Here is a 14,208-nt window from a genome sequence, read left to right as displayed (position 1 = left end):
TGGCAGGCCGGGGCTGGGGGCGTCAGGCCAGCATGGCCATGGGCGATTTCAGCAGCTCGACCACGGCCTTGAGGAACTCGGCCCCAAGCGCGCCGTCGATCACCCGGTGATCCACCGACAGCGTCATCGACATGACGGTTGCGACGCCGATGCTGCCATCGGCCTGCACGACGGGTTTCTTCAGCCCGGCGCCAACGGCCAGGATCGAGCCATGCGGCGGGTTGATGACCGCATCGAAATTCTCGATCCCGAACATGCCAAGGTTCGAGATGGCCATCGAGCCGCCGACATATTCATGCGGCGCCAGCTTTTTCGACCGCGCGCGGACCGCCAGATCCTTCATCTCGGCCGACAGGGCGGACAGCGATTTCAGATGCGCGTCCTTGATGACCGGGGTGAACAGCCCGCCATCCACCGCAACGGCCACGGCCACATCCGAGGGCTTCAGCCGATAGATGCGGTCGCCCGCCCAGACAGCATTGGCATCGGGCACCTGCTGCAAGGCCATGGCGCAGGCCTTGATGATGAAGTCATTGACCGACAGCTTCACCCCGCGGCTGGCGACCGTGGCGTTCAGCTGTTCGCGGAAGGCCATCAGCGCATCCAGCCGCACCTCGCGGCGCAGGTAGAAATGCGGGATGGTCTGCTTGGCCTCGGACAGGCGCGCGGCAATTGTGCGGCGCATCCCGTCCAGCGTGACTTCCTCGTAGGCGCGGCCGTCGAGCATCTTGGCCACTTGCGCGGCAGTCGGCCCGGTCGGCATGGCTGTCGCGGTCGGTGCCGGTGCCTGGGCGGCCGCCGCAGCGGGCGCTGGCGTCGCGGTGGGGGCGGTCGCCGGGGCAGCGACCGGGGCCGCCGTGCTCAGCCCCTCGACATCGGCACGCACGATCCGGCCATTGGGACCAGACCCCTTGACCGTCGCAAGGTCGATGCCCTTTTCCGCCGCGATCCGGCGGGCGAGGGGCGAGGCAAAGACCCGCTTGCCGCCCGGTGCCGCAGGGGCCGGGGCGGGGGCTGGGGCGGCGGGGGCCGCAGCTGCCGGGGCGGCAGCCGCGGTGGCCGCAGGCGCGGGGGCAGCGGCTGGCGCCGCTGCGGGGGCGGGGGCGTCGGCGGTGTCGCCGTCAGCGATCAGGGTCGCGATGGGGGTGTTGACCTTGACCCCTTGCGTGCCCTCGGCCACCAGCAGCTTGCCGATGGTGCCTTCATCGACGGCCTCGAATTCCATCGTGGCCTTGTCGGTCTCGATCTCGGCCAGGATGTCGCCGGATTTGACGGTATCGCCCTCGGACACCAGCCATTTGGCCAGCGTGCCTTCCTCCATCGTCGGAGACAGCGCGGGCATCAGGATTTCGGTTGCCATGGTCCCCCCTCCTTAACGGTAGCAGACGGATTTGACGGCCTCGACCACCTCGGCGGTGGTGACCAGCGCGAGCTTTTCGAGGTTGGCGGCATAGGGCATCGGCACATCCTTGCCGGTGCAGTTGATCACCGGGGCATCGAGATAGTCGAAGGCCTTTTGCATGATCGTCGCCGACAGATGGTTGCCGATGCTGCCGACCGGCCAACCCTCTTCGACGGTGACGCAGCGATTGGTCTTCTGGACCGAAGCCAGCACCGTGTCATAGTCGATCGGGCGCAGGGTGCGCAGGTCGATCACCTCGGCGCTGATGCCATCCTTGGCCAGCTGGTCTGCCGCCTCGAGCGCATAGGTCATGCCGATGCCGAAGGAGACGATGGTGACATCCGTGCCTTCGCGCCAGATACGGGCCTTGCCGAAGGGAATGGTGAAATCGTCCAGAACCGGAACCTCGAAGGACTTGCCATAGAGGATCTCGTTTTCCAGGAAGATCACCGGGTTCGGATCGCGGATCGCCGATTTCAGCAGGCCTTTGGCATCGGCGGCCGAATAGGGCATCACCACCTTGAGGCCGGGGATCTGCGCATACCAGGCGGCATAATCCTGGCTGTGCTGCGCGCCCACCCGCGCGGCGGCGCCGTTCGGGCCGCGGAACACGATGGGGCTGCCCATCTGGCCGCCGGACATGTAAAGCGTCTTCGCAGCCGAGTTGATGATGTGGTCAATCGCCTGCATGGCAAAGTTGAAGGTCATGAACTCGACGATGGGGCGCAGGCCCCCCCACGAGGCGCCGACGCCGATACCGGCAAAGCCGTGTTCGGTGATCGGGGTGTCGATGACGCGGCGGGCGCCGAATTCGTCCAGCAGACCCTGGCTGATCTTGTAGGCGCCCTGGTATTCGCCCACCTCCTCGCCCATCAGGAAGACGGTGGGATCTGCGCGCATTTCCTCGGCCATGGCTTCGCGCAGGGCCTCGCGCACGGTCATGGTCTTGGTGGGGGTGCCGGCGGGATAGTCGGGGGCGACAGCCTTGACGGCAACCGGGGCGGCGGGTTTGGCGGGGGCCGCAGCTGCCGGAGCGGCAGCCGCGGCGGCCGCAGGCGCGGGGGCAGCGGCTGGCGCCGCTGCGGGCGCGGGGGCGTCGGCGGTTTCGCCCTCGGCCACCAGGACGGCGATGGGGGTGTTGACCTTGACGCCTTGGGTGCCCTCGGCGATCAGCAGCTTGCCGATGGTGCCTTCATCGACGGCCTCGAATTCCATCGTGGCCTTGTCGGTCTCGATTTCCGCGATGATCTGGCCGGATTTGACGGTATCGCCCTCGGCCACCAGCCATTTTGCCAGCGTGCCTTCCTCCATCGTGGGGGACAGTGCGGGCATCAGGATTTCAATTGCCATGGTTCTCCCCCCTCAGGCGTAGATATCGGTCCAGAGCTCGCTCAGCGCAGGCTCGGGGCTGTCCTTGGAGAATTCGGCCGAATCGTTGACGATCGCCTTGATCTCCTTGTCGATCGCCTTGAGATCGTCGTCGCTGGCATGACCGCCCTGGATCAGCAGATCGCGCACATGCTCGATGGCGTCGCGTTCGTCGCGCATCTTCTGCACTTCCTCGCGGGTGCGGTATTTCGCCGGGTCCGACATGGAATGGCCGCGATAGCGGTAGGTCATCATTTCCAGGATATAGGGGCCCTTGCCGGCGCGGCAGTGCGCCACGGCCTTTTCGCCAGCGGCCTTCACCGCCAGCACATCCATGCCGTCGACCTGCTCGCCCGGAATGCCATAGGCAACGCCGCGTTCATAAAGCGTGGTCGATTTGGTCGCCCGCTTGACCGAGGTGCCCATCGCATACTGGTTGTTCTCGATCACGAAGATGACCGGCAGATCCCAAAGCTCGGCCATGTTGTAGGTCTCATAGACCTGGCCCTGGTTCGCGGCGCCGTCGCCGAAATAGGTGAAGGTGACGTTGTCGTTGTCCAGATACTTGTCGGCAAAGGCCAGCCCCGCGCCCAGCGGCACCTGCGCCCCCACGATCCCGTGGCCGCCATAGAAATGACGCTCCTTCGAGAACATGTGCATCGAGCCGCCCTTGCCCTTGGAATAGCCGCCCTCACGCCCGGTTAGTTCGGCCATCACGCCGCGGGCCTCCATGCCGCAGGCCAGCATGTGGCCGTGGTCGCGATACGAGGTGACGCGCTTGTCGCCCTCTTTCGTGCAGGCCTCGAGCCCCACGACGACGGCTTCCTGCCCGATATACAGGTGGCAGAACCCGCCGATCAGGCCCATGCCGTAAAGCTGGCCGGCCTTTTCCTCGAACCGCCGGATCAGCAGCATGTCGCGGTAATATTTCAGCAGATCGTCTTTGGACACGTTCGGCTTGTCAGCCGGCTTCTTCGCTGCCACGGCAAGGCCCTCCCCTCGATGGCTTGAAATAGTTTAGCGTTAAACTATCCGCGCATCCTCGGCCCGGCAAGTAAAATCCTGTCCGGGCGCTGCGGTCGGCGCTGTGCTGCCACCCCGGCGGCGGTCCTGGCGGGGCCTGCGGATGCCTCCGGCGGGGATATTTGTATCAAGGCGAAAGGGGGGGGCGCGGCGCTTGCCCCTTCACCTTTCCACAAATACCCATGCACGCGCGAAACAGGCGCGATCCCCAAAGGAAGGCGCCTGCGGTATCATCTTGCCCGAAATATCCCCGCCGGAGGCAAGGTTTGCCACCCCGCGCGCGGGCGGGTCAGTGCGCGATCTGTTCTTGCCGCACGAACATGTTGGCCCAGGCGCGGTCGATCAGCTCGGGGGTCATCTGATAGGGGATGCCTTCGAATTCGCAGACCGCAATCATCTGGTCGATCAGGTAGACCGGCTGGTAGTTGGCGAAGTTGTTGTTGATCGTCGGGTATTTGACCTTGAGCAGGTGAATCAGCGCCGCCTCGTTCAGCGGCATGCCCTTCTTCTTGGCCACCAGCGCGAAGATTTTCAGGAACATTTCCTGGTTCGGCCCGTCGATCTTGATCTTGAAGAAGATCCGGCGCAGTGCGGCGCCGTCGAAAATCTCGTTCGGGTGGAAGTTGGTCGAAAAGATCACCAGCGTGTCAAAGGGCACGGTGAATTTCTCGCCCGATTGCAGGGCCAGGATGTCGCGGCTTTCCTCGAGCGGCACGATCCAGCGGTTGACGATCTTTTGCGGTGGCTCGGCCTGGCGGCCAAGGTCGTCGATGATGAAGATGCCGCCCGTCGCCTTGAGTTGCAGCGAGGCCTGATAGGTGCGTGCGGTGGCATTGTAGGTCAGGTCCAGCATGTCGAGGCTGAGTTCGCCCCCCGTGATCACCGTCGGGCGTTCGCAATAGACATAGCGCGTGTCGTAGCGGTTCGAGGTGCGGCGCAGGCTGTTCGGATCGTCCACCGCGGCCTCGGCCGAGGAATGCACGATCGGGTCATAGACGGTGATGATCTGGCCGGAATATTCGATGGCGCGGGGCACATAGATCTTGTCCCCCAGCGCGTCGCGGATGCCGTTGGAAATGCTGGATTTCCCGTTGCCAGGCGGGCCATACATCAGGATGGAACGCCCCGAGGTCACGGCCGGGCCCAGATTGTCGATCAGATCGGGCGGCAGGATCAGGTGCCCCATGCCGCGCAGCAATTCGGTGCGGGTCAGTTTCAGCTTGCGCACCGACTGGCGCTTGACCTGGTCCTTGTAGGCCTCCAGCGGCACGGGCATGGCGCCGTAATATTCCGACTGCGCCAGCGCATCCAGCGCCCGCGCCTTGCCGCCGTCGGTCAGCTGATAGCCCATTTCGTTGCCGCTGGTCGCGTGCAGCGTGCCGGTCGCTTCCAGCAGGCGCTGGCCGCGCGCGATGTCGACCAGTTCCTGCACCAGCGGCACCGGCAGGCAGACGATGCGCGCCAGATCGGTGACCTGCGTGAGGTTCATGCGGAACATGGTTTTCAGCAGGATGTCCCGCATCATCACCATGCCCAGCCCCACATCGTCCAGCTTGCGCAGCGCCGGGGGCGGCGTCACGTTGGGGGCGTCGTTGACATGCATGTTCATCGCAGGGGCCTCGTGCAGGACTGACTCGCGCGAGGGTGACACCGGATTTCGGCATTTTCGCGGCGCGGCCAGATCCCTGCCTGGGCCGGTGCGGCAATCGGGGCGCAGCGTGGCGGCGCCTCGGGCGCGGCAGGGCTGTCGATCAGCCCCGCCGCAGCCCTTGTCAGACGGTTTCCAGCATGCCGCGCTGGCGCGCCAGTTCGGTCATGCGGGCCTGAAGCTTTTCAAAGGCGCGCACTTCGATCTGGCGGATGCGTTCGCGGCTGACCTTGTACTGGGCCGACAGATCCTCAAGCGTCACGGGCTCGTCCACCAGACGGCGCTGGGTCAGCACGTCGCGTTCGCGATCGTTCAGCACATCCATGGCCTGCGTCAGCAGGGACAGGCGCGCCTCCATCTCGTCGCGCGCCTCATAGGCGCCGGCCTGATCGGCGTCTTCGTCCTCCAGCCAGTCCTGCCATTGCGCCGTGCCCTCGCCTTCGGAGCCGACGGTCGCGTTCAGGCTGGCGTCGGACCCCGAGAGGCGGCGGTTCATGTCCACCACCTCGGATTCGCTGACGTTCAGGTCATGCGCGATGCGGGCGACATTCTCGGGGCGCAGATCGCCATCTTCCAGCGCGCCGATGCGCGATTTCGCCTTGCGCAGGTTGAAGAACAGCTTCTTCTGCGCCGAGGTGGTGCCCAGCTTCACCAGCGACCAGGACCGCAGGATATATTCCTGGATCGAGGCGCGGATCCACCACATGGCATAGGTGGCAAGGCGAAAGCCCTTTTCGGGGTCAAAGCGTTTGACCGCCTGCATCAGGCCCACATTGGCCTCGGAAATGACCTCGGCCTGCGGCAGGCCATAGCCGCGATAGCCCATGGCGATCTTGGCGGCCAGACGCAGGTGGCTGGTGACCAGCTGATGCGCGGCTTCGGCATCCTGATGGTCGGCCCAGCGTTTGGCCAGCATGTATTCCTGTTCCGGTTCCAGCATCGGAAACTTGCGGATTTCCTGCAGGTAACGGTTCAGCCCCTGTTCGGGACTGGGGGCGGGAAGGTTGGCATAGGTGCTCATGTTCATTCTATCCCTGTTCGGTCCGCAGCAGCCCCATGTGCGGGCGCCTCGCCGGTGTTGACGCTAACGTAAGCATCGCGCGGCGCCGGCTCAAGATCGCAGGCTTTGCGGAACTCCTGATCCTTATACGCAGCAATGGCGCATTCGGGCCATGCGGTCCGCCGCATTTCACCGATTTCACGCGCTTGTCACCGGATGTGAGCCGCAAGGCTCAGGTGCGGGGGGCCTCAAGCGCGGCGATCAGCCCGGCCATGTCGGCCGGAAGCGGGCTTTCGAAATTCAGCGTCTCGCCGGTGACAGGATGCACGAAGCCCAGCGTTGCCGCATGCAGCGCCTGACGGGGAAAGGCATCGACTGCCGCCGCCGCGCTTGCCCCCAGGGCGCGGGCAGGCGCCTTGCGCCGGCCGCCATAGGTCTGATCGCCCACCAGCCCATGGCCACCATAGGCCAGATGCACCCGGATCTGATGGGTGCGCCCGGTTTCCAGCCAGCAATCCACCAGCGCGATCGCGGGCGGGGCGCCATAGGTCTCGACCACCCGCGCCCGCGTCACCGCATGGCGCCCGCCATGGGTGACGACCGCCTGTTTCTGCCGGTCGCTGCGGTGCCGGTCCAGTTGCGTCGCAATGCGGATCACTCCGCCCGCCTCGACCGACACCCCCGCCAGCCCGCGCAGCCGCGGATCGCCCACCGAGGGCACGCCATGCACCAGCGCCAGATAATGCCGGTGCACGTCATGGGCCTCGAACTGTGCGGCCAGCCCATGATGGGCGCGGTCGGATTTCGCCGCAACCAGCAGGCCCGAGGTGTCCTTGTCGATCCGGTGCACGATGCCGGGCCGCCGCTCGCCGCCGATCCCCGAAAGGCTGTCGCCGCAATGATGCAGCAAGGCATTGACCAATGTGCCACGCGGATTGCCGGCGGCCGGGTGAACGACCAGGCCAGCGGGCTTGTCGATGACGATCAGGTCGGCATCCTCCCAGACCACCACCAGCGGAATATCCTCGGCCGCCGTTTCCACCGGCTCGGGCGCGCCCAGGCGGATTTCGATGATCTCGCCCTCGGCCACCTTGTCCTTGGCGCCCAGTGCCGCGCCATCCCGCGTCACCGCCCCGTCGGCGATCAGCCGCGCCAGGCGCGAGCGTGACAGCGCCGCCTCCTCTGGCACATCCCGGGCAAGCGCCTTATCAAGGCGCGCAGGCGGATCGTCCCCCAGAACAACCCGCAAAACCCCGCTGGAAGGATCGGACACCATGGCTCATACCCCGGACGACGGCACGGGCACCGCGCTGCCTGCCTCGGTGCGTCTGCTGCAATGGCTGGTGATCGGCCTGACCGCCAGCATGATTTTGGGCGTCATAACGCTGGTCGGCGTGGTTGTCACCCGTTTCCCCGGCCGCCAGACCGCGCCCGTGCCGGAAACCCTGACCTTGCCCCAGGGCGCAACCGCCCTGTCCATCGCGCAGGGCACCGACTGGATCGGCATCACCACCACCGACGACCGCATCCTGATCTATGACCGCGCCAGCGGAAAGCTGCGCCAGACGATCACCCTGACCCGCCCCTGATCTTGCCTTTTCCGAAATACCCTCGGGGATTCCAAAGGGGCAGACAGCCCCTTTGGCGGGGAGCGCGAGGGGCTGGCCCCTCGCCCTTGCCTCAGAAGGCCGCTTCCTTCACCGCCTCCATCGCCACATGGGTCGAGGTCGAGGCCACATGCGGCAGCGCCGAAATCCGCTCGCCCAGCACGCGGCGATAATCCTGGATGTCGGCGGTCCGGACCTTCAGCAGGTAATCGAAGCGGCTGGCGATCATGTGACATTCCTCGACCTCGGGCACCGCCAGCACCGCGCGGTTGAACGCCTGCAAGGCCGCCTCGCGCGTGTCGGACAATTTCACCTCGACATAGGCCACATGGGCGCGCCCCAGCCGGATCGGGTCAAGGATGGCGCGATAGCCTGTGATCACGCCCTCCTCCTCCAGCCGTTTCACCCGCGCCTGGGTCGGGCTTTTCGACAGGCCGATCCGGCGGGCCAGCTCGGTCACCGGAATGCGCCCCTCGGTCGCCAGAACGCGCAGAATCGCCTGGTCGAAACGGTCCAGGTCGCCAGAGGCTGTTTGCATCGTCAATTCTCCCATCTTCAGGCAATCAGACTGCTGTTGGCGCAAGATCGGGACAATCGGCCGCCGAACCTGCGGTATCATGGCACAAACCGGAGCGCCCTGCCATGACCAAGCTTCCCCCGTCGATCACCCACGATTCCTTGCGCGACGAAACCGCGCTGCTGCACGATCTGATCGCCGCGACCGGCCTTGCCCCCGAGGATCGGGCCCGGATCAGCGCAGCCGGCGCCGATCTGGTGCGCCGCATCCGCGCCTCGGCGAAACCGGGGCTGATGGAGGTATTCCTGGCCGAATACGGCCTGTCCACCGACGAAGGCATCGCCTTGATGTGTCTGGCCGAAGCGCTGCTGCGCGTGCCCGACGCCGAGACGATGGATGCGCTGATCGAGGACAAGATCGCGCCTTCGGACTGGGGCAAGCATCTGGGCAAGTCGGCCTCGAGCCTGGTCAATGCCTCGACCTGGGCCCTGATGTTGACCGGCAAGGTGCTGGACGAGCGCGAGCCGGGCATTGCCGGGCATCTGCGCGGTGCCATCAAGCGGTTGGGCGAGCCGGTGATCCGCCGCGCCGTCGGGCAGGCAATGAAGGAGATGGGCCGCCAGTTCGTGCTGGGCGAAACCATCGAGGCCGCGATGAAGCGCGCCGCCGAGCTGGAGGCCAGGGGCTATACCTACAGCTACGACATGCTGGGCGAGGCGGCCCGGACCGAGGCCGATGCCCGCCGCTATCACCTGTCCTATTCCAAGGCGATCACCGCGATTGCCGCCGCCGCGAAATCGCCCGACATCCGCACCAATCCCGGCATCTCGGTCAAGCTCTCGGCCCTGCATCCGCGCTATGAGGTCGCGAAACGCGCGCGCGTGATGGAGGAACTGGTGCCCCGGGTGCGCGCGCTGGCCGGGCTGGCGAGGGCTGCGAACCTTGGCTTCAACATCGACGCCGAAGAGGCGGACCGGCTGGCCCTGTCGCTCGAGGTGATCGAGGAGGTGCTGAAGGATCCGGCCCTGCGCGGTTGGGACGGCTTTGGCGTGGTGGTGCAGGCCTATGGCCGGCGCTGCGGGGCGGTGCTGGACTGGCTGCATGCGCTGGCCACCCGGCTGGACCGGCGCATCATGGTGCGTCTGGTCAAGGGCGCCTATTGGGACGCCGAGGTCAAGCGCGCCCAGGTTCTGGGGCTGGACAGCTTTCCGGTCTTCACCCGCAAGCAGGCGACCGATGCCAGCTATCTGGCCAACGCGCGCAAACTGCTGCGCATGACCGACCGGATCTATCCCCAGTTCGCCGGCCACAATGCCCATACCGTCGCGGCCGTTCTGGACATGGCGCGGGCCGAAGGGGTGGACAAGGCGGCGTTCGAATTCCAGCGCCTGCACGGCATGGGCGAGCGGCTGCACGAGATCGTGCATGCCGATCGCGGCACCGGCTGCCGGATCTATGCCCCCGTGGGCGCGCATCGCGACCTTCTGGCCTATCTGGTGCGGCGCCTGCTGGAGAACGGGGCCAATTCGAGCTTCGTCAACCGGATCGTCGACGAGGAGATCGCCCCCGAGGAGGTCGCCGCCTGCCCGTTGACGGCGCTGGAGGCCATGAGGATCGGCCCGAACCCGGCGCTGGCCACCGGACCCCGGATCTTTGCCCCGCGGCGCAATTCGGGCGGTTTTGATCTGACCGATGCGGGCGATCTGGCCCGGATCGAGGCCGCGCGCGCGCCCTGGATGGATCATTGCTTTGCGGCCGCGCCGGTGCTGGCCAGTGAGGCAGCCCCGGTGGCGGCGGTGCGCGTGCCCGATCCGGCGGAGGCGCTGGTGGGGGGTGCGGGAGCCTCCGGCGGGGGTATTTGGCAAAAGGCAAAGGGGGCAGGGCAGGTGCAGTGGGCCAGCCCGGCGGATGTGGGCGCGGCCTTTGGCGCGGCGCGTGTCTGGGACGCGGCGCCGGCCGAGCGGGCGGCGGTGCTGCGCCGGGCGGCTGACCTTTATGAGGCCGAGTTCGGGCCGATCTTTGCGATGCTGGCGCGCGAGGCGGGCAAGACGCTGCCCGATGCGGTGGCCGAGCTGCGCGAGGCGGTGGATTTCCTGCGCTATTATGCCGATGGGGCCGAAGGGCTGGGGCGGCCGGCGCGCGGGGTGTTCGTGTGCATCTCGCCCTGGAACTTCCCGCTGGCGATCTTTACCGGGCAGGTCGCGGCGGCGCTGGCGGCCGGGAATGCCGTGCTGGCCAAGCCGGCCGAGCAGACCCCGCTGATCGCGGCGCTTGGGGTGGCGTTGCTTCACCGGGCCGGGGTGCCGCGCGCGGTCTTGCAGCTGCTGCCAGGCGATGGATCGGTAGGGGCCGCGCTGACCGGCGATGCGCGGGTGGCGGGTGTGGCCTTTACCGGCTCGACCGAAACTGCGCAGGCGATCCGCCGGGCGCTGGCCGCCAAGGCGCCCGAGGCGGTGCTGATCGCCGAAACCGGCGGGCTGAATGCGATGGTGCTGGACAGCACCGCGCTGCCCGAACAGGCGGTGCGCGATGTGATCGCCTCGGCCTTCCAGTCGGCAGGGCAGCGCTGTTCGGCGCTGCGGTGCCTCTATGTCCAGGAGGACATCGCGCCGGCGGTGCAAGAGATGTTGCTGGGCGCGATGGACGAGCTGGCCCTGGGCGACCCCTGGGATCTGGCCACCGACATCGGCCCGGTGATCGACGCCGAGGCGGCGGCGGGGATCGCTGCGCATGTCGAGGCCGCGCGGGCAGACGGGCGGCTGATCAGGCAGCTGGCCGCGCCCAAGACGGGGCATTTCGTCGGCCCGGCAGTGATCCGGGTGAGGGGCATCGCGGATCTGCAGCGCGAGATCTTTGGCCCGGTCCTGCATCTGGCCACCTTCCGCGCCCATGATCTGGATGCGGTGATCGACGCGGTGAATGCCACCGGCTATGGCCTGACCTTTGGGCTGCACAGCCGGATCGACGATCGCGTGCAGCGCATTGTCGAGCGCATTCACGCCGGCAACACCTATGTGAACCGCAACCAGATCGGCGCCGTGGTCGGCAGCCAGCCCTTTGGCGGCGAGGGCTTGTCTGGCACGGGCCCCAAGGCGGGCGGGCCGGGCTATCTTGGCCGCTTCACGCGAGGTGAGGCCGGGGTTGGCGGCCCGTCCGGCCGCGCCGCCGATCCAGCGCAGGTGCAACTGGCGCTGAACCGGCTGCATGTGCCGCAAGCTGCCCTGTCGAACGAGGATCTGCCAGGGCCGACGGGGGAATCGAACCGGCTGACCAGCCATGCGCGCGGCCCGATCCTGTGCCTTGGGCCAGGGGCCGAGGCAGCCGCGGCGCAGGCGGCGGCGGTCCGGGCGGCCGGGGGCGCCGCGCTCGAGGTATCCGGCGCGCTGGAGCCTGCGGCGCTGACCACGCTGCAAGGCTTTGCCGCCGCCGTCTGGTGGGGCGATCCGACCAGCACCCAGGCGCTGCAACTGGCGCTGGCGGCCCGCCCCGGCCCGATCCTGCCGCTGATCCGCGAGATGCCCGATAGCTCCTGGGTGCGCGTCGAACGTCACGTCTGCATCGACACCACGGCCTCGGGCGGCAATGCGCAACTGTTGGCCGCCTCGGGCTGACGGCGCCTGCTTCATCTTTCTTCAAATACCCACGGCGCGCCCGCTGCCACGAGGCGCGCCGCCTGGGGGCAGGCAAGCTGGTCACGGCTTGCGCGCCGAAGGCCGCACACGACCCGCCTTGGCATCATCTTGCCTCAAATACCCATCTACATCGCCGTCCCGGTGCTGTGGCCAGGGATCGCCAGACGCTTGACGCCGCCCCCGCCGCAAGGCAGCGTGGCCCCATGTTCCCGATCCGCGATCATAACCCGTCCGGCCGCACCCCATGGATCACCTGGGCGCTGATGGCGATCAACATTGCCGTCTTTCTGGGCACCTGGTTGCAGCTTCCGAACGAAGACGCGGCCTTTGTGCTGTTCGATGCCTGGGGCATGGTGCCAGAGCGGATCGTGATGGGGCAGGACTGGCAAACGGTTCTGACCTCGATGTTCCTGCATGCCGGCTGGGCGCATATTGCGGGGAACATGCTGTTCCTGTGGATCTTCGGCGACAACATGGAAGATGCCTTCGGGCATCTTGGCTTCCTGCTGTTCTACCTGGCCTCGGGGCTTGCGGCGGCGGCGATCCAGATTGCAGCCGATCCGTTCTCGCCGGTGCCGATGGTCGGGGCCTCGGGCGCGATTGCCGGGGTTCTGGGCGGCTATCTGCTGCTGTTCCCGCGGGCGCGGGTCGACATTCTGGTGATCATCATCATCTTCTTCCGCATCTTCCCGGTTCCGGCCTGGGTGATGCTGGGCCTGTGGTTCGGCTTTCAGATCGTCGGCGGATTTTCCGTGACCGGAGACGAGGGCGGCGTTGCCTATTGGGCCCATGCCGGGGGGTTTGTCGCCGGGATGCTGCTGACCTTCCCGCTCTGGCTGCGCAAGGGCGGGCCGGCCTTCTGGCGCGTCAACCATGGCCTGCCACCGCATCCCGGTCTGGAATACGAGCTGACGAAATCCCGTATTCCGGTGGTCCGCCGTCGGCGCTAGGCGCGATCAGGATATCGACCTGATCCAGGCTCTGTCTGGCCCATGGCGCAAGGGGGCCGTCTGCCCCCTCTGCGCGCAAGCGCGCATTCACCCCCGAGGATATTTGTCTCAAGGCGAATCCCTGCCTTGGCCGAAGCCTTGCGGCTGGGGGGCGAACGGGCGTCAGGGGCCGGGGCTCAGGCGACCTTGCCAAGCCCGGCTTCGGGCGCGACGCCAAGCGCAAGGCAGACATCGCGCGACAGATAGGGCCGGTTCAGCGTGTAGAAATGCAGATCCTCGACCCCCTCGGCGATCAGCCGCTCGCACAGCTTGACGCACAGCTCGATCGACAGCGCCTCTTCGCGGCCCTCGGCCTTGGCGGCGGCAAAGACCTCGTCCAGCCCGGCCGGCACCGCGGTGCCGCAGCGCGCGGCAAAGCGCTTGGTGCCCTCCCAGCTGACGATCGGCAGGATGCCGGGAATGATCGGCCCGGTGATCCCTTCGGCCACGCAGGCATCGCGAAAGCGCAGGAAGGTTTCCGCCTCGAAGAAGAACTGGGTGATCGCGCTGGTGGCGCCGGCCTGGAACTTGCGTTTCAGCCAGCGGACATCGGCCATGGCATCGGCCGCATCGGGGTGCGGCTCGGGATAGGCGCCGACGCGCAGGGTGAACTTGCCGGTTGCCGCCAGCGCCTCGATCAGCTCGACCGAGGATGCAAAGCCCTCGGGGTGGGGGGTGAACCGCTCGGCCCCCTTGGGGGCATCGCCGCGCAGGGCAACGATTTCGCGCACGCCGGCCTCGGCATATTGCGCGGCGATCTCCAGCGTTTCCGCACGCGTTGCATCGACGCAGGTCAGGTGGGCGGCAACGTTCAGGCCGAAGTTCTTGCCGATGGCTGCCACCGCCTCATGCGTCAGCTTGCGGGTGGTGCCGCCCGCCCCATAGGTCACCGACACGAAGCCCGGCTTCAGCGGCGCCAGCATCTGCACCGTTTCCCACAGCTTGAACGAGGCTTCCAGCGACTGCGGCGGGAAGAATTCGAACGAGATACGCGGGGGCACGGACATGATGGTTCTCCTTGT

11 protein-coding genes are annotated in these 14,208 nt (G+C 67.0%); 3 read left to right on the top strand and 8 right to left on the bottom strand.

Annotated elements, in window-relative coordinates; all coding sequences use genetic code 11:
- Nucleotides 1–22: 22 nt before the first annotated feature.
- The 6 genes from G481_RS0109585 to G481_RS0109560 all read right to left on the bottom strand — a co-directional run bounded on the left by G481_RS0109585 (nucleotide 23) and on the right by G481_RS0109560 (nucleotide 7,717).
- On the bottom strand, nucleotides 23–1,360 hold the full coding sequence (locus G481_RS0109585) for a pyruvate dehydrogenase complex dihydrolipoamide acetyltransferase (protein ID WP_028029841.1): 1,338 nt from the start codon (nucleotides 1,358–1,360) through the stop codon (nucleotides 23–25).
- A 12-nt stretch (nucleotides 1,361–1,372) separates the two neighbouring features.
- Nucleotides 1,373–2,752 carry a pyruvate dehydrogenase complex E1 component subunit beta gene (locus G481_RS0109580; RefSeq protein WP_028029840.1) on the bottom strand — a complete coding sequence of 460 codons (1,380 nt, stop codon included), beginning with the start codon at nucleotides 2,750–2,752 and terminating at the stop codon, nucleotides 1,373–1,375.
- Nucleotides 2,753–2,764: 12 nt separating this feature from the next.
- A complete protein-coding gene (pdhA, locus tag G481_RS0109575) occupies nucleotides 2,765–3,754 on the bottom strand; it encodes a pyruvate dehydrogenase (acetyl-transferring) E1 component subunit alpha (protein ID WP_028029839.1) in 990 nt (329 codons plus the stop codon).
- 328 nt (nucleotides 3,755–4,082) lie between these two features.
- On the bottom strand, nucleotides 4,083–5,402 hold the full coding sequence (locus tag G481_RS0109570; RefSeq protein WP_425402456.1) for an ATPase: 1,320 nt from the start codon (nucleotides 5,400–5,402) through the stop codon (nucleotides 4,083–4,085).
- Between the two features lie 163 nt (nucleotides 5,403–5,565).
- A complete protein-coding gene (gene rpoH, locus G481_RS0109565; protein ID WP_028029837.1) occupies nucleotides 5,566–6,462 on the bottom strand; it encodes an RNA polymerase sigma factor RpoH in 897 nt (298 codons plus the stop codon).
- Nucleotides 6,463–6,673: 211 nt separating this feature from the next.
- Nucleotides 6,674–7,717, bottom strand: coding sequence for an RluA family pseudouridine synthase (locus G481_RS0109560; RefSeq protein ID WP_035025712.1), 1,044 nt, complete (start codon nucleotides 7,715–7,717; stop codon nucleotides 6,674–6,676).
- Between G481_RS0109560 and G481_RS0109555 the strand changes: the two genes are divergently transcribed.
- Nucleotides 7,716–8,030 (top strand): DUF6476 family protein, encoded by a 315-nt coding sequence (locus tag G481_RS0109555; protein WP_028029835.1) that lies wholly within the window; start codon nucleotides 7,716–7,718, stop codon nucleotides 8,028–8,030. The genes G481_RS0109560 and G481_RS0109555 overlap by 2 nt on opposite strands.
- A gap of 91 nt (nucleotides 8,031–8,121) precedes the next feature.
- On the opposite strand, the gene G481_RS0109550 is transcribed toward G481_RS0109555, so the two are convergent.
- Complete coding sequence (locus G481_RS0109550; protein ID WP_084450817.1) at nucleotides 8,122–8,586, bottom strand: Lrp/AsnC family transcriptional regulator; 465 nt, start codon at nucleotides 8,584–8,586, stop codon at nucleotides 8,122–8,124.
- A 104-nt stretch (nucleotides 8,587–8,690) separates the two neighbouring features.
- On the opposite strand from G481_RS0109550, the gene putA reads away from it, so the two are divergent.
- The gene (gene putA / locus G481_RS0109545) at nucleotides 8,691–12,176 is read left to right on the top strand and encodes a bifunctional proline dehydrogenase/L-glutamate gamma-semialdehyde dehydrogenase PutA (RefSeq protein WP_051294436.1); all 3,486 of its coding nucleotides are present in this window, start codon (nucleotides 8,691–8,693) and stop codon (nucleotides 12,174–12,176) included.
- A gap of 224 nt (nucleotides 12,177–12,400) precedes the next feature.
- The gene (locus G481_RS0109540; RefSeq protein ID WP_028029832.1) at nucleotides 12,401–13,147 is read left to right on the top strand and encodes a rhomboid family intramembrane serine protease; all 747 of its coding nucleotides are present in this window, start codon (nucleotides 12,401–12,403) and stop codon (nucleotides 13,145–13,147) included.
- 176 nt (nucleotides 13,148–13,323) lie between these two features.
- On the opposite strand, the gene metF is transcribed toward G481_RS0109540, so the two are convergent.
- Nucleotides 13,324–14,193, bottom strand: coding sequence for a methylenetetrahydrofolate reductase [NAD(P)H] (gene metF, locus G481_RS0109535; RefSeq protein ID WP_028029831.1), 870 nt, complete (start codon nucleotides 14,191–14,193; stop codon nucleotides 13,324–13,326).
- Between the last annotated feature and the right edge of the window lie 15 nt (nucleotides 14,194–14,208).

Source organism: Gemmobacter nectariphilus DSM 15620, assembly GCF_000429765.1.
Lineage (GTDB): Bacteria > Pseudomonadota > Alphaproteobacteria > Rhodobacterales > Rhodobacteraceae > Wagnerdoeblera > Wagnerdoeblera nectariphila.
The sequence above is the reverse complement of the archived record's forward strand: the minus strand, read 5'-3'. Positions and strand labels throughout refer to the sequence as shown.